Below are 19,959 nucleotides of genomic sequence, written 5' to 3' on the forward strand. Positions count from 1 at the left end.
CTCGATCAGCGAGTCCGAGCGGACCAGCGATCAGGAGGCCCCACGCGTGTCGTACCCGGCTGACATGAGCTCCGAACCGACCGTCGTGATCCCTCGCGTGGAACCCGGGGTGAACCCCGACGAGGGCCAGGGACCGGATCCGAGTCCGGGTCCGCGGTCGCCGTGGCGCGGGCCTGTGGTGGCCGCTGGAGTGTCCGTCGCGGCACTGATCGTCGGCGCGTTCGGCGGATACATGTACGGATCGTCCGGATCACAGGCGTCGACCCCGGCCGTGGCGGCGACGACGCCCGCGCCCACCTCGGTCGCGCCGGTGCCGGCGCCCGGTCAGTTCCTGGCGACGACCGGCACGGTCGACTCGATCTCGGGCGGCTCGTTCGTCCTGGTCACCGCCGACCGCACGAGGGTGACGGTGCGGACCACCGCGACGACCCGGCTGATCACCCAGCGCGGAGCTGCGCTGACCGATCTGCGGGTGGGGGACCCGGCGGTGGCCTCCGGCACCCGGTCCGGATCCGACCTCACCGCCGACCTGGTGATCGCGGGCGCGCTGCCGGGCTTGGTGCCGACCACCACGCCCGCGGCCGCACCGGTCGCGACGCAGGCATCCGAACCGGCGGCGTCCACCCAGCAGTGGGTGCCGCAGCCCGAACCCACCACGACGGTCCCGGTGTCGCCGCCTTCGGTGGTCCAGCAGGCGCCGGCCGTGCCGCCCGCCCCGGCTCCCACCACCGAGATCGGTCCCAAACGCAGCGACTACGGACCCAAGCAGGACAGCTACGGACCGAAGGGCGACTACGGGCCCAAGGGCGACTACGGACCGAAGCAGGACAGCTACGGCCCCAACTGATGTGACACACGCCGGCGCGCCGCCCGAGCGGTCCCCGAGGGTGAGATTCACGACCCAGGGGAGCCGGTTGTCCCCGGGGATCTCCTCGCGACGTGTGAGGCTGTCCCGGGCGGGACGGGCGGGGATAATGGCGCAATGCGGTCACACGGGAAGATCCTGGACGCCACCCTGGGGTTGATCGGGAGCGGCGGATTCGAGGCGGTCTCCATCGCGTCGGCGGCGCACGCGGCCGGCGTTACTCGGCAGACCGTGTACAGCATCTTCGGCTCGCGCGAGGAGTTGGTCTCGCAAGCGATGGCGGGTCACATGACCGAGGTGGCGAGAGGACTCCAGGCCGGGCTCGCAGCCGCGCGTAATCCGTGCGAGTACGTGGTCGAACTGATCGTGGCGTGCCGGAGCAGCGTTCGCACCGATCCCGTGCTGATCACGTTGCTGCGGTCCGAGAGCAGCAACCCGCTGTTCGACTCGGGGGCGGTCGGCCGAGCGAAGGCGGTCGCGCGCACCCTGCTCGCGCCGCTCGTCGAGCTGTACCCGGAGGTCCGGCCGCGCTTCGACGACATCGTGGAAATCTCTGTGCACCTTGGCCTGTCGGCGGTTTTGTTCGACGACGACGCGCTCCGGAGCGACGACGACCTGCGCGCGTTCCTCACTCGGTGGCTCGCACCAGCGATGCCGCCGCTTCCGTGAGGGCAGTGGTCCCCGTCCTGGGCTCGGACTTTCCAGAAACTTCTTGACACTTTCTGCGAGAAGTGTCTAGTTTTAGCCGTCCTGGTGAACCGGGCACGGCAGTCGCCGTTCTTCGCTCTCCCGACTGCCCGCGGTTCCAGCGTGCTCACGCGCGTACGCCAGGGGTCACTCGTCGTGCACAACTGGGGGTAGCTGATGTCCGGGATCAACCGTCGTTCGTTCTTCACTGCCGCCGCCGCAGCGGGATTCGCGGTGGCCGGCGCCCCCGCGGCCCGAGCCGCGACCGGGATCGCCGCGCAGGTGCGGCGGGTCCCGCTCACGAGCGAGGACCGCCGGGTTGTCGTCGTCGGTTCCGGATTCGGTGGCGGCGTCGCGGCCTTGCGGCTGGCCGAAGCCGGGGTGCCGGTTCTGGTGTTGGAGCGCGGAATTCGGTGGCCGACGGGTCCGAACGCGCGGACCTTCCCGAATCCGACCGCGCCGGACAAGCGGGCGCTCTGGTACCGGTCGAGCCCTCAGCTGTTCGGGAAGCCGGTGGCGCTCGAGCCGTTCGCCGGCCTGGTGGAAGCGGTCGTCGGTGAGAACATGACTGCGCTCTGTGCGGCCGGGGTGGGTGGCGGATCGCTGGTCTACCAAGGGATGTCGCTGCAGCCGTCCGAGGCCGTGTTCAACACCTTCTTCCCGAACGAACTCGACTGGCAGACGATGAACCGGGTGCACTACCCCCGCGTGGCCAAGATGCTCCAGCTCGCGACCGCTCCCGACGCACTCGTCTCCAGTCCCAGCTACCGGGCGCCCCGGGTGTTCGCCGAGCACGTCACCCGCGCAGGCCTGCCGTTGTCGAAGATCCCGATGCCGATCGACTGGAACTTCGCGCTCGCCGAACTCCGCGGCGATATGACGCCCTCGTACACCGACGGGTCGGGCGCGCTCGGCGTCAACAACGGCGGCAAGCACTCCGTCGACGTCACCTACATCGCGGCTGCCGAGGCGACCGGGAAGGTCACCGTCGAGACGTTGCACGAGGTTACCGGAATCGAGCGCACAGGGGGCGGTCGGTGGCGGGTCCACGTCAATCGGATCGACACCGCCGGAACGGTTCTCGAGAACAAGGTTCTCACCACCGACGCGCTGGTCATGGCCGCGGGCAGCCTGAACACCACCAAGCTCCTCGTGCGCTCCGCGGCCACCGGGCAGATCCCGGACATGCCCGACGCACTCGGCGGCGGCTGGGGGACCAACGCCGATCGGATCTACGTGTGGACCAACCCCGTCGAGGAATTCGGCGCCACCCAGGGCGGGCCGGTCGTCTACGGCAGCCTGAACTGGGACGACCCGCGCAGTGCGCACACCGTCATCCAGGCGTCGATTCCGTCGATGTCGGTCGATGCTCGCAGCACGATGATGGTCGGGTTCGGGGTCAGCGAGGGACGCGGCCGGTTCGCGTACGACGCCGGCGCGGACGAGGCGAAGCTGCACTGGCCGAAGGACGGCGATGCGGTCATCCAGAACGGCAGCATCGGACCGACCGCGCACAAGATCGCCGGACCGGCCAGCTTCCTCACCGACACCAACGTCCTCTTCCCGTCCACCTGGCACGCGCTGGGCGGCGCGAGCATGGGTGCGGTCTGCGACCTCGACGGGCGCGTGCACGGTCAGCGTGGACTCTACGTCCTCGACGGTGCGCTGATGCCCGGCACGGCCGGGGCCTGCAACCCGTCCATGACCATCGCCGCCATCGCCGAACGGGCAGTGGACAACCTGGTCGCCCGCGACGTCGGCACGGTCATCTGACAGTTCGCGGGCCAATTCGGCAACTGTGAGCGCGAAGTACCCCGGCCGGGGTGAACGGCGCGCACAGGCGGCGCAGCCGCGCTTACCCCTCGACGACCTCGAACTCGTCGAAGACCACCTCGCCGGAGGCGTCGGACTCGGCGAGGTTCACCTCCCCGACCAGTGCCCAGCCGTGGTCGCCGTTCGGGTCGGCGAGGGTCTGACGCACCCGCCACAGTTCCGGCTCGACCGAGACGGTGAACAGTTGCGGGCCACGGGCATCCGGTCCGGTGCCGACCTCGTCGTACTCGTCGAAGTACAGCTCCATCAGGTCGGCCCAGTCGTCGGCGTCGAGTCCGTCGCCGAGGTCGGCGAGCAGGTCCCAGCGCCGGCGGGAGGCCAGTTCGACCCGCTTGAACATGGCGTTGCGGATCATCACCGTGAACGCGCGGGTGTTCGCCGAGACGGGGCGCGGGATGTCGGCGCCGAATGCGATCTGTTGGTCGTCGCCCTCCGCGCCCGGGTTGGTCAGCTGCTCCCACTCGTCGAGCAGCGACGAGTCGACCTGGCGGATCAGCTCGCCCAGCCACTCGGTGATGTCCTCGAGTTCCTCGGTGCGCGCCGAGTCGGGGACCGTCTGGCGCAGCGCCCGGTAGGCGTCGGCCAGGTAGCGCAGCACCAGGCCCTCCGACCGCGCGAGCCCGTAGTGGCTGACCAGTTCGGCGAAGGTCATCGCCTTCTCCACCATGTCGCGCACCACCGACTTCGGGGACAGCGCGAACTCCGCCACCCACGGGTGCCCGCCGCGGTACGTCTCGAACGCCGGGAAGAGCAATTCCTCCAACGGTTTCGGCCAGGTGACGTCCTCGAGCAGCTCCATCCGCTCCTCGTACTCGATGCCGTCGGCCTTCATCTGCTGCACGGCTTCGCCGCGCGCAGCGTGCTGCTGGGCCATCAGGATCTGCCGTGGGTCGTCGAGCGTGGATTCGATCACCGACACCACGTCGAGCGCGTACGTGACGGCGTCGGCGTCGAGCAGCTCGATCGCGGCCAGCGCGAACGGCGACAGCGGCTGGTTCAGCGCGAAGTTCTGCTGCAGGTCCATCGTCAGGCGGGCCCACGAGCCGTCCGCGTCGGGGGCGTCGAGCTGCTCGACGACACCCGCCTGGAGCAGTCCGCGGTACAGCGCGATCGCCCGCAGGATGTGCTTGCGCTGCTGCGGCCGCGACTCGTGCGAGTCCTCCAGCAGGTGCCGCATCGCGTCGAAGCAGTTGCCGGACCGGGCGATCACGTTGAGCAGCATCGAGTTCGACACCCGGAAGCGGGAGACCAGCTGTTCGGGTGAGGCGGCGACGAGGCGCTCGAACGTCGGCTCGCCCCAGGACACGAAGCCTTCCGGTGCCTTCTTGCGCTGAATCTTCTTGAGCTTCTTCGGGTCGTCGCCCGCCCTGGCGACCATGCGGTAGTTCTCGATCTCGTGCTCGGGCGCCTGCACCACCACCGTGCCCATGGTGTCGTAACCGGCGCGGCCCGCGCGGCCCGCGATCTGGTGGAACTCGCGCGCCCGCAGGTGCCGGGTGCGGGTGCCGTCGTACTTGGTCAGTCCGGTCAGCAGCACCGTGCGGATCGGCACGTTGATGCCGACGCCGAGGGTGTCGGTGCCGCAGATGACCTTGAGCAGGCCGTCCTGCGCGAGCTTCTCGATCAGTCGCCGGTACTTGGGCAGCATCCCGGCGTGGTGCACGCCGATCCCGTGACGGACCAAGCGGGAGAGCGTCTTTCCGAACCCGGTGGTGAACCGGAACCCGCCGAGTGCGTCGGCGATCGCGGCCTTCTCCTCCTTGGAGGACATGTTCACGCTGGTCAGCGCCTGCGCTCGCTCGAGCGCCGCGGCCTGGGTGAAGTGCACGACGTACACGGGGGCCTGGTTGGTGGTCGCGAGCTCCTCGATGGTCTCGCCGATCGGGGTCTTCGCGTACGAGAAGGTCAGCGGCACGGGCCTTTCCGTCCCGCCGACCACCGTCGTCGGCCTGCCGGTCCGGCGGGTCAGGTCCTCCTGGAAGAACGACACGTCCCCGAGGGTGGCCGACATCAGCAGGAACTGGGCATGCGGCAACTCGATCAGCGGGACCTGCCAGGCCCAGCCACGGTCCGGCTCCGAGTAGTAGTGGAACTCGTCCATCACGACCTGGCCGATGTCGGAGTCCGCGCCCTGGCGCAGCGCCAGGTTCGCCACGATCTCGGCGGTCGCGCAGACGATTGGGGCGGACGAGTTCACCGAGGCGTCGCCGGTCATCATCCCGACGTTCTCCGCGCCGAACACCTCGCACAGGGCGAAGAACTTCTCGCTCACCAGTGCCTTGATCGGGGCCGTGTAGAAGGTGCGCCGGCCCTGCGCGAGCGCGGCGAAGTGCGCGCCGATCGCGACCATCGACTTCCCGGACCCGGTGGGGGTCGACAGGATGACGTTGGCGCCGGAGACGACCTCGATCAGCGACTCCTCCTGAGCGGGGTACAGCGTCAGACCGCGGTCGCTCGCCCACCCCGCGAAGGCGTCGAAGAGCGAGTCGGCATCGGGGCTGGCGGGGACGAGGTCGGTGAGGAGCACTGATACAGGCTATCGGTCGTCGTCGGCGCCGCGTGTGCGGTCAGCCCGCGGCCGCTGCGCCCCGGTCCTGCCACCACAGGGGTGCGTCGACGAAGTGGTTGTCGTACTCGTCCTGCGCGGCCGCGAGTTCCGCGAGGGTCGCCTCGCCGGCCTGGATCCGGGCGAGCAGTCGGAAGTACCCGAACCGCTCGACTCCCGGGGTCAGCACGATGAGGACGCGGGCGGGCGAATCCGGGGTGGCGCCGAAGGCGTGCGGCATGAGCTTGGGCACCACCAGCGACCCACCCGCTCCGACGGTGGTGATCTCGTCGCCCGCCAGCACTCGTAGCTCGCCCTCGACGACGTAGAAGAGTTCGGAGGACCTGGTGTGGAAGTGCGGGGCGGCGCCGTTCGCGCCGACTCCGAGCCGGACCTCGAGCGAACTGAGCGCGCCGCCCGTCGAGGACGCGTCGAAGAGCAGGTGCATGGAGGCGTCGTCGTTCCCGACCACCTCGGCGTGTCCGGCGGGGACGGACACTGCATGTTCGCTGGAGTTCGTCATGTCGGTCATTGCTGTCTCCTCGGTGGGTGTCGGGTGCGGGTCATGCAGTGAGGTCATGCAGTGAGCAGTCCGGCGGCGACGAGCATCGCGAGTGCGGTTGCGCCGTGAATTGCGAACGCAGTCTTACGGTTTCCTCCATTGGTCAAGATGATGAGCATGTCGCCGATCGGAATGAGAGCGAGTACGAGGACCAGCAGTGCGAGCTGATCGCGTGCGGCGAAGGTGAAGACGATCAGCAGCAGGCCGGTGGTGACGTCGCGGATGCCCTTGACCTGCCACCAGCCCCGAGCGTCGGGGGCGGGACTGGTGGGCAGGCCGAACCCGGCGGCATTGCCGGCGTTCTTGGCGAGGTAGGCGAGGCCGATTCCGATGATGCCGAGCGCCCCGATCCAGGTGATGACGAGTCCGATCCAGTACAGCATGCGAATGCCTTTCGTTTGTAGGACTGCTATCGACGATAGGATATCTATGAACGAAAGTCTACCGGTGATAGAATTTGGATCATGGGTGTTCGAGAACGCAAGGAACGTGAGCGGCAGGACCGCGAGCGGATGATCGTCGACTGCGCTCGCCGCATCGCCGAGGACGAGGGCTGGCCGGCAGTGACGACACGTCGGCTGGCCGACGAGATCGAGTACAGCCCGCCCGTGCTCTACGGGCACTTCCCGGAAGGCCGGGACGGCATCGTCAGCGCCGTCGCGCTCGACGGGTTCCGCGACTTCGCGCGAGTCATGCAGGAGGCGACGGAGGGCGAGGCCGAGGGTGATCGGCTGGCGGTGTTCGTCGAGGCCTACCTGCGGTTCGCCGAAGAGAACCCGGCCACGTACGAGGCCATGTTCTCGATGCGGTTGGGCGTACGGTTCGCCGACGAGTCGACGCCGTCGGAGCTTCGCGAGGCGTTCGCGGTCCTGGTGTCGGCGGTCGGCGGAGAGGATGCGGGTAACGCCGGGACCAGGGCCGAGGTCTTCTGGAGTGCGCTACACGGGATGTGCGTGCTCACGCAGGGGCAGCGCCTGAGTCTGGACCGGGACAACAGGTCGGCGCGCATCGAGGTCCTGGCCGGGCTGTTCGGCTGAACGGCTCGAGAGGTCGAGCGGCCGGTCAGGTCGCGCTGCGCTCGTCCGCCCCCATCGCGCCGAGTACCGCCTCGCGGGTGTCGGTCGTTCCGGTGATCTGTGCCTCGCCGACGCCGTCGATGAGCATCTGTCGCCAGGCCGCCGCGTCGAACTCGATCGGGCTGGTGGAGGCGATGAACTCCTCGACCGCCCGCAGGAAGCGGATCGGGTCGTCGTGGAACGGGAAGTGGCCGCTGCCCTCGAAGATCTCGATTCGCGAGTCCGGCAGTGCCGAATGCGCGAGGTAGGCGTGGCTGACCGGGATCACCGCGTCGCGGTCGCCCCAGATGATCTGGACCGGCAGTCGGGCGGTCAGGTAACAGCGGTCCAGCATGGTGACCACCTGGCCCCGCCAGTCGACGACCGCCCGCAGGGTGCGCAGGAAGGCATCGCGCGCGGTCGGGTCGGGCAGGTCGCTGAGCACCCGCACCAGGTCGGGAGCGTCGTGGAAGATCGCGATCGACTTGAATGGGCCGCGGTACAGCTGGTCGACGACCTTGCCCGCCAGCCCCAGGGCGCTGGTACAGCCCGGGATCTGCAGCAGTCGCAGTGCCTGGTTGGCGATCGGCAGCGCGGCGAACCGCAGTGCCGGGTTGACGTCCTTGGTGACCCCGCCGGGCGCGACCAGGATCAGCCGCTCGATCATCTGCGGGAACTGGTAGGCGAACTGCAGTGCGACCCCGCCGCCGAGGGAGTGCCCGACCACCGTGGCCCGGTCGAATCCGAGGACGGTGAGCAGGTCCCGCATGCCGTTCGCGTAGGCGGCGATCGAGTAGTCGGCCCGCGGCTTGTCCGAGCGCCCGTGCCCCAGCAGGTCGGGGGCGATGACGGTGAAGTTCTTCGCGAGGTGCGGAATCACCTCGTTCCAGGTCGAGGAGTTGTCGCCGATCCCGTGGATGAGCAGCAGCGGAGGTCCGTCACCCGCGATGCGGACCGCCCTGCGGTAGCCGTGGATCGTCCGGAAGACGAGGCGGGGCTCGGTGTCGGGCACCGTGCGCAAGGTGCGCTTTCGTCCTGCACTCATGTCGACTCCTGTCGCCGGTCGGTCCGACTGTCCTCGGACCGACCCACCGAGCTAATGATTTGGACGATCGTATAGTTCGGGTCCCTGACGCGCGGGGTAACTGTAAAACGGAATCACAGCCCTCGCTCGGTGCCGCCGTCGCCGCCTTCCTGACCGAGCTCCGCGAGGAACTTCTCGAACTCGGCGCCCAGCTCGTCGCCGCTGGGGAGCTCCGCGTCACTGGCCAGCAGCGTGGACTGCCGCTCCTGCGCAGCGACGTAGGTGTCGTACTGCCGCTCGAGTGCCTGCACCACCGACTGGACCTCGTCGTTCCCGGTGATCTGTGCGTCGACCTGCTCGCGCACCCGCGCGGCGGCCTCGCCGAGCGCTGCCAGCGGCAACTGCAGGTCGGCGATCTCGCCGAGGCTCTCGAGCAGGGTCTCCGCCGCTGCCGGGTAGTCGGCCTGGGCGAGGTAGTGGGGCACGTGCACCGAGTAGCCCATCGACTCGTGCCCGTGCTGCGCCATCCGCAGCTCGAGCAGTGCGGAGGCGCTGCCGGGGATCTGCAGTTCGCCCGACCAGCTCTGGTTCTCCCCGATCAGGTCCTTGTTGGACGAGTGCGCGGTCACCCCGAGCGGCCGGGTGTGCGGCACGGCCATCGGGATGGCGCCGAGCGAGATGGTGCGGCGCACCCCGAGCTGCTCGGCGAGCAGCCGCACCGCGGTCGTGAACCGCTCCCACTTCAGGTCGGGCTCGAGCCCCGCGAGCAGCAGGAACGGCGTTCCGGCGGTGTCCTTGAGGGCGTAGAGGTTGAGCTCCGGCTCGTCGTAGTCGGAGAAGTGGTCGGCCTTGAAGGTCATCGACGGTCGACGCGAGCGGTAGTCGATCAGCTCGTCGACCGCGAACGAGGCCACCAGTTCGGACTCGAGGCTCTCGCGCAGGTGCGTGGTGGCCAGCTTGACGGCGTGACCGGCGTCGGAGAAACCTTCCAGCCCGTGCACGAGCACCGGGCCGCGGCCGTCGTGCGCAGAGACCTGCGGCGCCGGGAACTCCAGCTCGTACATCCTCGACTGATCGTCCATCGTGACCCCTTCACATCCTTCGTTCTCGTCCAGTGTCCCTCACCGGCCGAGGGGGGCGCGCACCCCGTCACACCCTTGTTCGTTACTGGGAAAACATGGTGTGCGGTGGCGTTCATTCCCGGCGCGCGATGATTGTGCCGACAGCGAAACGCACCGACCGGCGTGGAAGTTCCCGCGACGTCCGCCGACATCGCGACTCGGCCTGCGGCAGCCATGACCGGCGGGGTGGCACAGTGGACGGACACGCCCCGTCAGCACTGGAGGATTGACGTTGAATCGCCGCACCCTGGTCGCCGGTCTCGCCGCGCTCACCCTGTCGCTCGCGGGGTGCTCGTCGTCTGTGTCCGGTGTCGCGGAGCCCGCTGCCTCCGCCGACGGGACGGGCGGAGCGGGGCAGTCCACGACGACCGAACGGATCTCCGCGTCGCTGGACTCGATGCTGCTCACTCCCACCGACTTTCCGACTCCCTACCAGGCGATAGTGCTGGCACCCCAGGCCGTCGCGCAGGCCGCCGCGGACCTCGGCGGAATTCCCGCGGGCGCGAAGGTCGACCCGGCCGGCTGCAAGCCGCCCACCCAGGACTACGGGCCGGATTCCACCGCGATGATCGTCGGTACGGACAACGACAAGCGCGCCACCGTCACCGTCGAACTGACCCGGGTCGATCGCCCACTGGCCACCAGGACCGCGGAGATCGGTCAGTGCCTCGAGGTGGCCACCACCAAGGACGGCGCCACCGCACACGTCACCACCAAGATCCTGCCCGGCCCGCCGATCAACGCGGACGACACCATGGCGATGCGGCAGACGGTCACCTCCGGCGAGGCCGGCGCGACCGTGAAGCAGTCGATGCTCACACTCGTCGGGCAGGTCGCGGACGTGCGGATATCGGCCACCTACATGTCGTTCGGTGACGGGAAGCCGGACTCGGCCACCCTCGACCAGGTGTTCACCGAAGCGGTGCAGCGGGTCCACGCGGCCTGACATGTCCACCCCCACCGGAGATCTGTGGACTGAGTTCGGATTCATCCACAGGCACCCGGATCGGCCCAGGAGCGGCGCACCGGGGTGACGGTGGACCGCTGCAGTGTTCGGGCATGGCAACCATGCATTCGAACTCGCTCCCCGACGCGCACGGCCCAGTCCGGATCAGCGATCCCGGCGACCTGATCGCGGCGATTCCCGCCCTGCTCGGCTTCTGGCCGCGCCGCTCGCTGGTCGTCGTCTGCCTCGGCGGAGGCGACCCATCGCTCGTGCGCGCCGTCATGCGGCACGACCTACCGTCCGGCGGGGTCGGCTCGGCCGACCGGGACGCGCTGGACCGGATAGTGCACGTCTGCGGGCGCGAGGAGGTCGACTCGGTGGTCGCGGTAGTCGTCGACGAACGCGCCAACCGGCGCGGCACCCACAACGCGCTGGTCGACGAACTCGGCGCCGGCCTCGCCGAACACGGCATCCCGATGATCGGCGCGCACGTGCTCGCCCAGGTCACCGCGGGGCAGCGGTGGCGCGGCCTGCTCGGCGACATGCGACGTGGAGTGCTGCCCGATCCGGAGGCCTCGGAGGTGGCGCTCGCCCAGGTGCTCAGCGGCAGGGCGATCAGGGGCTCCCGGGAGGAACTCGAGGCGATCCTGGAACCGGACCCGGTCCGCGACCGGCAGCGCCTTGCCGTCCTGATCGGCCGCGCCCACGACAGGGCCGGCGCGCCCGCCGCGGCGACGCAGCGAGAGAGGCTCGAATTCGTGCTCGGCCGGATCGCGGACCTCGCCTCGTCGGTTGCACCCACCGACGACGACGTCGCCGATCTGGCCGTCGCACTGGCCGATGTCCGCGTTCGCGACTCCCTGCTCTGCCTCGCGGTCACCGACGAGGCCGACGCCGCCGAACAGTTGTGGATCCTGCTCGCCCGTGCGCTTCCGGACCGCGACCGCGCGGAGGCTGCTGCGCTGCTCGGGTTCAGCGCCTACGCGCGCGGGGACGGTCCGATGGCAGGGGTGGCCTTCGCGGCGGCGCTGGGCGCCGATCCGGACCACCGGCTCGCGGCCCTGCTCGACGACGCACTGCAGTCGGGAGTCCGGCCCGAGTCGGTGTGCGAGCTCGCGGCCACCGGGCGGGACGTCGCCGGGCAGATCGGCGTGCGGATGCCGCCGCCGGTGCGGTGCTGACTGTTGCGCCCCGCACGCGCAGATCAGCGGAAGTCGTTGTGCGCGATGATCTCCGCGACCAGGGCGGCGGTCGGGAAGTCGGTCATGACGACACCTGTGCGCCCGTCCGCTCCCGCCAGGTAGTCCACCGCCCGCGCGTTCATCCCGGTGACGCCGAGCGCGCCGTCGGCGATCGTGACGGGCAGCGCGCCGCTGACGATGGCGCCGGGATCCGGTACGCCCGTGGCGCTGAGGTGGTTGACGTACAGCGTGCTCGGCGAGCCGACCCCGGCGCGCTCGAACTGCGCGCGGGCCTCGTCCCACTTCCGCGGGACGTCGGCGAGGCCCGACAGCACGTAGTCGTCCTGGATGTCCATCCGGTTGCCGCCCCACTTCGGCCCGTAGGCGGTGGTCGCCGAGAAGTCCTGCAGGATGACGATCCTGCCGCGGGTCTGGCCGAGGGTCGGGATCGACCCGTCGTACCCGGCGGGCGGGGTCCACAGGTGCTCGCGCAACAGGTCGCGGGTGTCGGGATTGTCGTGGAGGTACCAGTTCAGGGTGTCCTGGTACGAGCGGGTGTTCTCGGCCTCGGTGTCCTCGCTCTTGAGTCGCATCAGTACGGTCTCGGTCGGATTCACGCGGAGGAAGTCGGCGACCTCGCGGACGACGTCGGTGAAGTTGGCGTGCAGGTATTCGGGGCCGTGGTGGATCGAGAACGCGTCCCGGAAGTGCCGGGTCCGGATGTCGAGGGCGCGCACCCCCGCATCCAACTGCGAGGGCAGGGAGGCGTCCTGGGTTTGCGAGACGATCGAGGCGCCGGCGGTCATGGTGTCGTGGGTGCCGGGGACGGACAGCGAGGCCAGGCTCGCGTCGTCGGGCAGTCGCCGCATCCAGTCCGGGTCGTGCGCGCCGGCGAGACGGTCGCCCGCCGAGGAGCCTGCCGACCCCGTCGAACCCGCGGACGCGGCCACGGCCTGCGGTGCGGCGAGCGACAGCGGGGCGAGCAGCAGTGCCGCGATCAGGATGGCGCGGCGCACGGGGGAGGGTGCCATGGAACGAACCTTTGCCGGAGAGGGACGCGGACAGTTCACCGAGCGGTCGGAACCTCGCTCGGTGAACGGTCCGCAGCATCCCATGCCACCCGCGGCCGGTGGCGCTTTTCGCTCGAAGTGCGGTCAGTCGCGGCGGACCGCGTGCGAGCGGTCACCGAGATCCTGCAGGAAGGTCCAGGCGTCGGCCACGATGACGTCCAGGTCGGTGCGCTGCGGCCGCCAGCCGAGTTCGGCGATCGCCTTCTCGCTCGACGCGACCAGTACGGCCGGGTCGCCCGCACGGCGGGGAGCGTCCTGCACCGAGATCGGCAGTCCGGTCACCCGCTGGCACGCCGAAATGACTTCGCGCACACTGAATCCGGCCCCGCTGCCCAGGTTGTAGATGCTGTGGACGCCGGCGGTGGCCTGCGTCAACGCCAGCAGGTGCGCCTCGGCCAGGTCGAGGACGTGGATGTAGTCGCGCACCGCGGTGCCGTCCGGGGTCGGCCAGTCGGTGCCGAACACCGAGATCTGCTCGCGCTGCCCGAGCGCCACCTGCAGCACCAACGGAATGAGATGTGTTTCCACGACACGGTTCTCGCCCGCGCCGCGGTAGGCGCCCGCGACGTTGAAGTACCGCAGGCTGGTCGCCGCCAGTCCGTAGGCGTTGGCGTACGAGGTGATGGCGTGGTCGATCGCGAGCTTGGTGGCCCCGTACGGATTGGTCGGCCGGGTCGGGTCGTCCTCGGTGATCGGGGTCCGCTCCGGTTCGCCGTACGTCGCCGCAGTCGAGGAGAACACCAGTCGAGGCGTGCCCGACGTCCGGATCGCCTCCAACAGGGCAAGTGTGGTGACGACATTTCCGCGCCAGTACTTTTCGGGCTCGACGACGGACTCGCCGACCAGCGACTGCGCCGCGAAATGCAGCACACCGTCGAAGCGGGGACCGGACGAGCCGTTCCCCAGTACGGATCCTGCCAGCTCGGCGACGTCGCCCTCGACGAACTCCGCGCCCGCCGGAACGGCATCCGCATTGCCCGTCGACAGGTCGTCCACGACGACGACCTCGTGGCCGCGCTCGATCAGCACGGTCGCACACACACTGCCCACATAACCGGCGCCGCCGGTGACCAGAAGTCGCACGAGCCGCTAGACCTGCTTGACCTGGACCGCGTGGGCCAGTTCCTCGGGCAGGTCGATTCCGCTGTGGCCGGAGGCGGTGATGGTCACCCAGCCCGGCTTCGTCTCGACCGTCACGCGCGCATCCGGAACGACGCCCGCGTCACGGAGTCGGCCGATGACGTCGGGATCGGACTGCACGTGTTCGGCCAGCCGGCGCACCACTACCGCGGTCGGCGTGCCCGAGGGCACGTCGGTGAGCCGGATCAGCGTCTCGCCGTTGTCCGTCGGGCGCTTGAGACCCAACTGCGCGAGCCCCGGAATCGGGTTGCCGTACGGCGAGGTCGTCGGGTTGTCGAGCACCTCGACCAGACGCCGCTCGACCTCCTCGCTCATCACGTGTTCCCAGCGGCACGCCTCGGCGTGCACCTGGTCCCAGTCGAGGCCGATCACGTCGACCAGCAGTCGCTCGGCGAGCCGGTGCTTGCGCATCACCGCGACCGCCAGGTCACGGCCCTTGTCCGTCAGCTCCAGGTGCCGGTCACCGGCGACCAGCAACAGTCCGTCGCGTTCCATCCGGGCCACCGTCTGGCTCACGGTCGGTCCGCTCTGCTCGAGTCGCTCGGCGATCCGAGCGCGCAGCGGAACAACGCCTTCTTCTTCAAGGTCGTAGATCGTCCGGAGGTACATCTCCGTGGTGTCGACCAGATCCTTCACGCTCACGCCCCTTCGTCTCGCATGATTCTACCTAGATACACAGCCGAATCGGCGCGGCACTCGCGCGACGACGCCTCACAACGCTCAACACCGTCCGCGGCTCGCGCGTTCCCCACCCCCGCCAGTAGCGTGAGTTCCATGGCCGTGATGTCCACTCCCGCCCCCGACGGTCTGCGCCGCCGCGCCGACGGAGTCGTCGTGTGGAGCCCCGAGTATCTCGACTACCGGTGGAGCGCCGACCATCCGATGAATCCCACCCGCCTCGACCTGACGATGTCGCTGGCACGCGGACTCGGACTGATCGAGGGTGCGGAGGTGGTTCGTCCCGACCCCGCGAGCGACACCGACCTGCTGCGCATCCACACCCCCGCCTACATCGCCGCGGTGAAGGCGGCCGGCAGCGGACCGGTGCAGGGCCTCGCCGACGCCCGCGCCGAGGGCGAGCAGGCCCCGCACGGACTCGGCAGCGAGGACAATCCGATCTTCCCGCGCATGCACGAGGCCAGCGCGATCCTCGCCGGCGGTTCACTGGCCGCGGCCAGGGAGATCGCCTCGGGCCGGGCCCGCCGGGCCGTCAGCATCGGCGGCGGGATGCACCACGCGATGGCGGACTGGGCCTCCGGGTTCTGCGTCTACAACGACGCCGCGATCGCCATTTCCTGGCTGCTGGACAACGGGTTCGACCGCATCGCCTACATCGACGTCGACGCCCACCACGGTGACGGCGTCCAGCACGCCTTCCTCGGCGACCCGCGGGTGCTCACCGTCTCGATCCACCAGCATCCCGCGACCCTGTGGCCGAACACCGGCTGGTCCAGCGAGGTCGGATCGGGGCGGGGGGAGGGCACCGCGGTCAACCTGCCGGTGCTGCCGGGGACGGTGGACTCGGTGTGGCTCAGGGCCTTTCACGCGGTAGTGCCCGGGGCGGTCGCGGCGTTCAAGCCGCAGATCGTGATCAGTCAGTGCGGCGTGGACAGTCACCGCGAGGATCCGCTCGCGGACCTGAGCCTGACCGTGGACGGCCAGCGGGCCGCCTTCCGTGCCATGCGCGATCTCGCCGACCGGTACGCCGAGGGCCGGTGGATCGCCGTCGGCGGCGGCGGGTACGGCCTGGTGCGGGTGGTGCCGCGGGCCTGGACCCACCTGATCGCGACTGCCCTCGACCGCGACCTCGACCCCGCGCAGCCGACCCCGGTGCAATGGCGGGACCGGGTCGCCGCGATGGCGCCGAATGTCGAGCTGCCCCTGACGATGAGCGACGGCGTCCAGCCGGACTACCTGCCCTGGGACGGTCCCGGCGGCACCCCCGAGACCGGCACGGAAACGCTCGACCGAGCGCTGGTGCGGGTCGACGCGGCGATCGTCGCGACCCGCCGCGCGTGCTACCCACTGCTCGGCATGGACCCGGAGGATCCCCGTGACTGACCCCGCCCGCGAGTCGTCGGCGCTGCCGCCGACCCGACAGTCCGGCCTGCGGCCGCCGTTTCCCGCGCACTGGCTCGCGGACGTGCTCGCCACCGACGGCGGCGTGGTGCACCTGCGGCCGATCCTGCCTGCGGACGCGGACAAGCTGATCGCGTTCCACGCCAAGCTGTCCGAACGCACCCGTTACCTGCGCTACTTCGGGCCGTACCCGACCATGTCCAACCGCGACGTGGTGCGGTTCACCACGGTCGACCACCACAACAGGGTGGCGTTCGTCGCGGAGCTCGGCGACGAGATCATCGCGGTGGGCCGGTACGAGCGACTGCTCGACGTCGGGGACGGCAATTCCGCGGAGGTCGCGTTCGTCGTCGCTGACGCGCACCAGGGCCGGGGCCTCGGCCCGATCCTGCTCGAGCACCTCGCGGGCGCGGCCGCCGAAAACGGTCTGACGATGTTCGTCGCGGAGGTGCTCGCCGAGAACCGCAACATGGTCAGTGTGTTCCGCGAGGCCGGCTACCAGGTCAGCCGCAGCTTCGACGGCGGCGTGCTGCGGCTCGAGTTCGCGATCGACCCCACCGAGGCGCTGCTGACGGTCCGCAACGCGCGGGAGCGGGCAGCGGAGGCTCGGAGCGTGCGCAACCTGCTCAGCCCACAGTCGGTCGCGGTGATCGGAGCGTCCACCGACAGCGCGAAGATCGGTAACGCGGTGCTGCGCAACCTGCTCGGTGCCGGCTTCGCCGGCGCGGTCTACCCGGTCAACGCCGAGCACCGTTCGGTGCGCGGGGTGCGCGCCTATCCGTCCGTGCACGAGATCCCCGACGACGTGGACCTGGCTGTGGTCGCGGTGCCCGCCGAGGCCATCGACGCCGTCCTCGACGACTGCCTGGCCAAGGGTGTGAAGGCGCTGGTCGTGGTGTCCGCCGGTTTCGGTGAGTCCGGCCCGGACGGGGTCAGTTCCGAACGGCGACTGGTCCACGCGGCGCGAGCACACGGCATGCGGCTGGTCGGGCCGAACGCGTTGGGGGTGGCCAACACCAACGGCGCGGTCCGCCTCAACGCCACGCTCGCGCCCGCACTGCCGCACGGCGGCCGCGTCGGGTTCTTCTGCCAGTCCGGCGCGCTGGGCATCGCGATCCTCGACGAGGCCGCACGCCGGCGGCTCGGGCTGTCCACCTTCGTCTCCGCAGGCAACCGCGCCGACGTCTCCGGCAACGACCTTCTGCAGTACTGGGATTCGGACCCGGAGACCGAGGTCGTGCTGCTGTACCTGGAGAGCTTCGGCAACCCCCGCAAGTTCTCCCGGATCGCGCGTCGCGTGGCGCGCAACAAGCCGATCGTCGCGGTCAAGTCGGGCAGGCACGCGGTGCCGCCCGCGCTCAAGGCCACCAGCGTGGAGATCGACGACTCCATCGTCGCCGCGCTGTTCGAACAGGCCGGGGTGGTGCAGGTCGGCTCGATCGACCAACTCTTCGACTGCGCCGTGCTTTTCGGCTACCAGCCGTTGCCCGCCGGCCCGCGCGTCGCGGTGGTCGGGAACTCGACCGCGCTCGGGGTGCTGGCCGCGGACGCGGCCCGCTCCGAGGGACTGACGGTCGCCGGTCCGGTCGACCTCCGCGCGCAGGCGAGCCCCGAGGAGTTCGCCGGTGCGGTGAGTGCGGCGATCGCCGACGAGGAGGTGGACTCGGTGATCGCGCTGTTCGTGCCGCCGGTGGCGATGGACGCCGAACCGTACGCGAAGGCCCTGCGTGACGCCGCTCGCGACACCGGCAAGCCGATCGTCACGACCTTCCTTGCCGCGGAAGGCATTCCGGATGTGCTGGCGGTACTCGGGCCGGACGGCAACCCGGTCCGCGGATCGGTGCCCTCGTACCCGGGCCCGGAGCGGGCGGTGCTCGCGCTGGCCAGGGCCTGGCGCTACGCCCAGTGGAAGGTGCGGCCGAGCTCGACCGTGGTGCGTCCGGACGGCATCGATGCCGACCGCGCGGCGAGGTTGGTGCAGTCGTGGCTGGGCGACGGGGAGGGACGTTGGCTCACCGACTTCGAGGCCGCCGAACTGCTCGCCTGTTACGGCATCCCGGTGGTGGACTTCGCCGCCGCGAACTCGGAGGACGAGGCCGTCGCCGCCGCGGAGGCACTGGGATTTCCGGTGGCGGTCAAGGCCACCGGCGAGCAGTGGCGGCACCGGCCGGACCTCGGCGGGGTGCGGCTCGACATCTACACCCCGGACGCGGTGCGCGCCGCCTACCGCGACCTCGCCGCCGCGTCCGGTGAGCCGTTGCTGCACGTGCAACGGATGGCGACCAAGGGAATCGGCTGCGTGATCGGTGTGCAGGACGACCCGTCGTTCGGCTCGCTGGTCTCGTTCGGTCTCGCCGGCGTCATCTCGGGTCTGCTCGGCGACCGCGCCTACCGCGTCCTGCCGGTGACCGAGGCCGAGGCCGCCGAGCTGATCGAGGCGCCCAAGGCGGCCCCGCTGCTGTCGGGCTACCGGAGCGCCCCGGTGGTGGACAAGGCCGCGCTGGTGGAGTTGGTGCAGCGGATCTCCGCGCTCGGCGACGATCTGCCGGAGGTCCGGGAACTGGTGTGCGAGCCGGTGCTCGCCAGTGCGGACGGCGCGAGGGTCACCGACTCACGAGTCCGGATCGGCCCCGAGTGGAGCCGAGCGGACTTCGGTCCCCGCCGGTTGCGGTAGCGGCGCACAGGGAACGTAGTCGCGCCGGTCGATCCGGCTCCTGAGGGGGGAGGAGCCTGGTGGATCGACCGGCGCGCTGGGTGGACTGCGGACAGGGGGAGTGACCGTCAGCCCACCGGTTCGGGGGGACGAGGGTCAGCTGGCGTAGGAACGCAGGCGGTCGGCCCGCTCGCCCTGACGCAGCTTGCCCATCACCTCACGCTCGATCTGGCGGACTCGTTCGCGGGAGAGGCCGAAGATCTTGCCGATCTGGTCGAGCGTGCGGGGCTGGCCGTCGTCGAGTCCGTAGCGCAACCGGATGACCTGCTGCTCGCGCTCGTCGAGCGTGGACAGCACGCTGCGGATGTCGCTGTGCAGCAGACCGGCGATGACCGCGCTCTCCGCGGACGTGGCCTCGGAGTCCTCGATGAAGTCGCCGAGCGGTGCCTCCTCGTCACTGCCGACCGGCATGTCCAGGCTCACCGGGTCGCGGCTGTGGTCGAGCAGGTCCGCGATCTTCGCGACCGGAATTCCCGACTCGCTCGAGAGTTCGTCGTCGGTGGCCTCGCGGCCGAGTTGCTGATGCAGCTCGCGCTTGATCCGTGCCAACTTGTTGACCTGCTCGACCAGGTGGACGGGCAGCCGGATGGTGCGCGACTGATCGGCCATGCCGCGGGTGATCGCCTGACGAATCCACCAGGTGGCGTAGGTCGAGAACTTGAAGCCCTTGGCGTAGTCGAACTTCTCCATCGCGCGGATCAGGCCCAGGTTGCCCTCCTGGATCAGGTCCAGCAACGGCATGCCGCGGCCGGTGTAGCGCTTGGCGAGCGACACCACCAGCCGCAGGTTGGCCTCGAGCAGGTGGCTGCGTGCCGACTGGCCCTCGCGCACGATCGTCGCCAGGTCCCGCTTCTTCGCTGCGGTCAGCCGCTTGCCGGTCTCGAGCACGTGCGTCGCATACAGGCCCGCTTCGATCCGCCTCGCGAGCTCGACCTCCTCCGCGGCGGTCAGCAGCGCGGTGCGGCCGATCCCGTTCAGGTAGACGCGAACCAGGTCCGCAGCCGGGCTCTGGGCGTCCAGGTCCTCGGCGGTGGGACGTGCTCGGTGGGTCGTGGTGGGGCTCGTCATGACCTGCCTCCTCATCGGTGGTGTCTCATATGGCTCAACGCCACACCACCGGCCAAAGTTCCCGGGCGAC

General features: G+C 70.0%; 17 protein-coding genes. 8 read left to right on the forward strand and 9 right to left on the reverse strand.

Annotated features, from left to right (window positions below; genetic code table 11):
* Window positions 1-64 precede the first annotated feature (64 nt).
* From FK531_RS17170 to FK531_RS17180, 3 genes are all read left to right on the forward strand, one after another.
* Window positions 65-847, forward strand: coding sequence for a hypothetical protein (locus FK531_RS17170; RefSeq protein ID WP_142101495.1), 783 nt, complete (start codon window positions 65-67; stop codon window positions 845-847).
* A 135-nt stretch (window positions 848-982) separates the two neighbouring features.
* Window positions 983-1,534 (forward strand): TetR/AcrR family transcriptional regulator, encoded by a 552-nt coding sequence (locus FK531_RS17175; protein WP_142101497.1) that lies wholly within the window; start codon window positions 983-985, stop codon window positions 1,532-1,534.
* 195 nt (window positions 1,535-1,729) lie between these two features.
* Window positions 1,730-3,325, forward strand: coding sequence for a GMC oxidoreductase (locus tag FK531_RS17180; RefSeq protein ID WP_142101499.1), 1,596 nt, complete (start codon window positions 1,730-1,732; stop codon window positions 3,323-3,325).
* A gap of 82 nt (window positions 3,326-3,407) precedes the next feature.
* Here the strand turns inward: FK531_RS17180 and FK531_RS17185 are convergent, their stop codons facing one another.
* The 3 genes from FK531_RS17185 to FK531_RS17195 all read right to left on the reverse strand — a co-directional run bounded on the left by FK531_RS17185 (window position 3,408) and on the right by FK531_RS17195 (window position 6,875).
* Complete coding sequence (locus FK531_RS17185; protein ID WP_142101501.1) at window positions 3,408-5,912, reverse strand: DEAD/DEAH box helicase; 2,505 nt, start codon at window positions 5,910-5,912, stop codon at window positions 3,408-3,410.
* 40 nt (window positions 5,913-5,952) lie between these two features.
* Window positions 5,953-6,378 carry a cupin domain-containing protein gene (locus tag FK531_RS17190; protein ID WP_246098252.1) on the reverse strand — a complete coding sequence of 142 codons (426 nt, stop codon included), beginning with the start codon at window positions 6,376-6,378 and terminating at the stop codon, window positions 5,953-5,955.
* 128 nt (window positions 6,379-6,506) lie between these two features.
* A complete protein-coding gene (locus FK531_RS17195; protein WP_142101503.1) occupies window positions 6,507-6,875 on the reverse strand; it encodes a DUF4267 domain-containing protein in 369 nt (122 codons plus the stop codon).
* An 81-nt stretch (window positions 6,876-6,956) separates the two neighbouring features.
* Between FK531_RS17195 and FK531_RS17200 the strand changes: the two genes are divergently transcribed.
* Window positions 6,957-7,529, forward strand: coding sequence for a TetR/AcrR family transcriptional regulator (locus FK531_RS17200; RefSeq protein WP_181763003.1), 573 nt, complete (start codon window positions 6,957-6,959; stop codon window positions 7,527-7,529).
* Window positions 7,530-7,554: 25 nt separating this feature from the next.
* Here FK531_RS17200 and FK531_RS17205 read toward each other — a convergent pair whose 3' ends face one another.
* Entirely contained in the window at window positions 7,555-8,592 is a 1,038-nt protein-coding gene (locus FK531_RS17205; RefSeq protein ID WP_142101507.1) for an alpha/beta fold hydrolase, read from the reverse strand.
* 113 nt (window positions 8,593-8,705) lie between these two features.
* Entirely contained in the window at window positions 8,706-9,653 is a 948-nt protein-coding gene (locus tag FK531_RS17210) for a proteasome assembly chaperone family protein (protein WP_142101509.1), read from the reverse strand.
* Between the two features lie 271 nt (window positions 9,654-9,924).
* Here FK531_RS17210 and FK531_RS17215 point away from each other — a divergent pair, with 271 nt between their 5' ends.
* Together FK531_RS17215 and FK531_RS17220 are read left to right on the forward strand one after the other, a co-directional pair.
* Entirely contained in the window at window positions 9,925-10,638 is a 714-nt protein-coding gene (locus FK531_RS17215) for a sensor domain-containing protein (protein ID WP_246098230.1), read from the forward strand.
* A 113-nt stretch (window positions 10,639-10,751) separates the two neighbouring features.
* Window positions 10,752-11,819, forward strand: a complete 1,068-nt coding sequence (locus tag FK531_RS17220) for a DUF4192 domain-containing protein (protein ID WP_246098231.1) — start codon at window positions 10,752-10,754, stop codon at window positions 11,817-11,819.
* 23 nt (window positions 11,820-11,842) lie between these two features.
* Here the strand turns inward: FK531_RS17220 and FK531_RS17225 are convergent, their stop codons facing one another.
* From FK531_RS17225 to FK531_RS17235, 3 genes are all read right to left on the reverse strand, one after another.
* Window positions 11,843-12,850 carry a phosphatidylinositol-specific phospholipase C gene (locus FK531_RS17225; protein ID WP_142101511.1) on the reverse strand — a complete coding sequence of 336 codons (1,008 nt, stop codon included), beginning with the start codon at window positions 12,848-12,850 and terminating at the stop codon, window positions 11,843-11,845.
* Window positions 12,851-12,973: 123 nt separating this feature from the next.
* Window positions 12,974-13,972 (reverse strand): UDP-glucose 4-epimerase GalE, encoded by a 999-nt coding sequence (galE, locus tag FK531_RS17230; protein WP_142101513.1) that lies wholly within the window; start codon window positions 13,970-13,972, stop codon window positions 12,974-12,976.
* A gap of 6 nt (window positions 13,973-13,978) precedes the next feature.
* Window positions 13,979-14,665, reverse strand: coding sequence for an iron-dependent transcriptional repressor DtxR (locus FK531_RS17235; RefSeq protein WP_142101956.1), 687 nt, complete (start codon window positions 14,663-14,665; stop codon window positions 13,979-13,981).
* 138 nt (window positions 14,666-14,803) lie between these two features.
* On the opposite strand from FK531_RS17235, the gene FK531_RS17240 reads away from it, so the two are divergent.
* Window positions 14,804-16,090: an acetoin utilization protein AcuC gene (locus tag FK531_RS17240; protein WP_142101516.1), complete on the forward strand. Its 1,287-nt coding sequence runs from the start codon at window positions 14,804-14,806 to the stop codon at window positions 16,088-16,090.
* A 22-nt stretch (window positions 16,091-16,112) separates the two neighbouring features.
* Window positions 16,113-18,782, forward strand: coding sequence for a bifunctional acetate--CoA ligase family protein/GNAT family N-acetyltransferase (locus FK531_RS17245; protein ID WP_246098253.1), 2,670 nt, complete (start codon window positions 16,113-16,115; stop codon window positions 18,780-18,782).
* A 135-nt stretch (window positions 18,783-18,917) separates the two neighbouring features.
* Here the strand turns inward: FK531_RS17245 and FK531_RS17250 are convergent, their stop codons facing one another.
* Window positions 18,918-19,889: a sigma-70 family RNA polymerase sigma factor gene (locus FK531_RS17250; protein WP_142101520.1), complete on the reverse strand. Its 972-nt coding sequence runs from the start codon at window positions 19,887-19,889 to the stop codon at window positions 18,918-18,920.
* Window positions 19,890-19,959 lie beyond the last annotated feature (70 nt).

The organism is Rhodococcus spelaei, from assembly GCF_006704125.1.
In the GTDB taxonomy this organism is placed as follows: domain Bacteria; phylum Actinomycetota; class Actinomycetes; order Mycobacteriales; family Mycobacteriaceae; genus Rhodococcus_G; species Rhodococcus_G spelaei.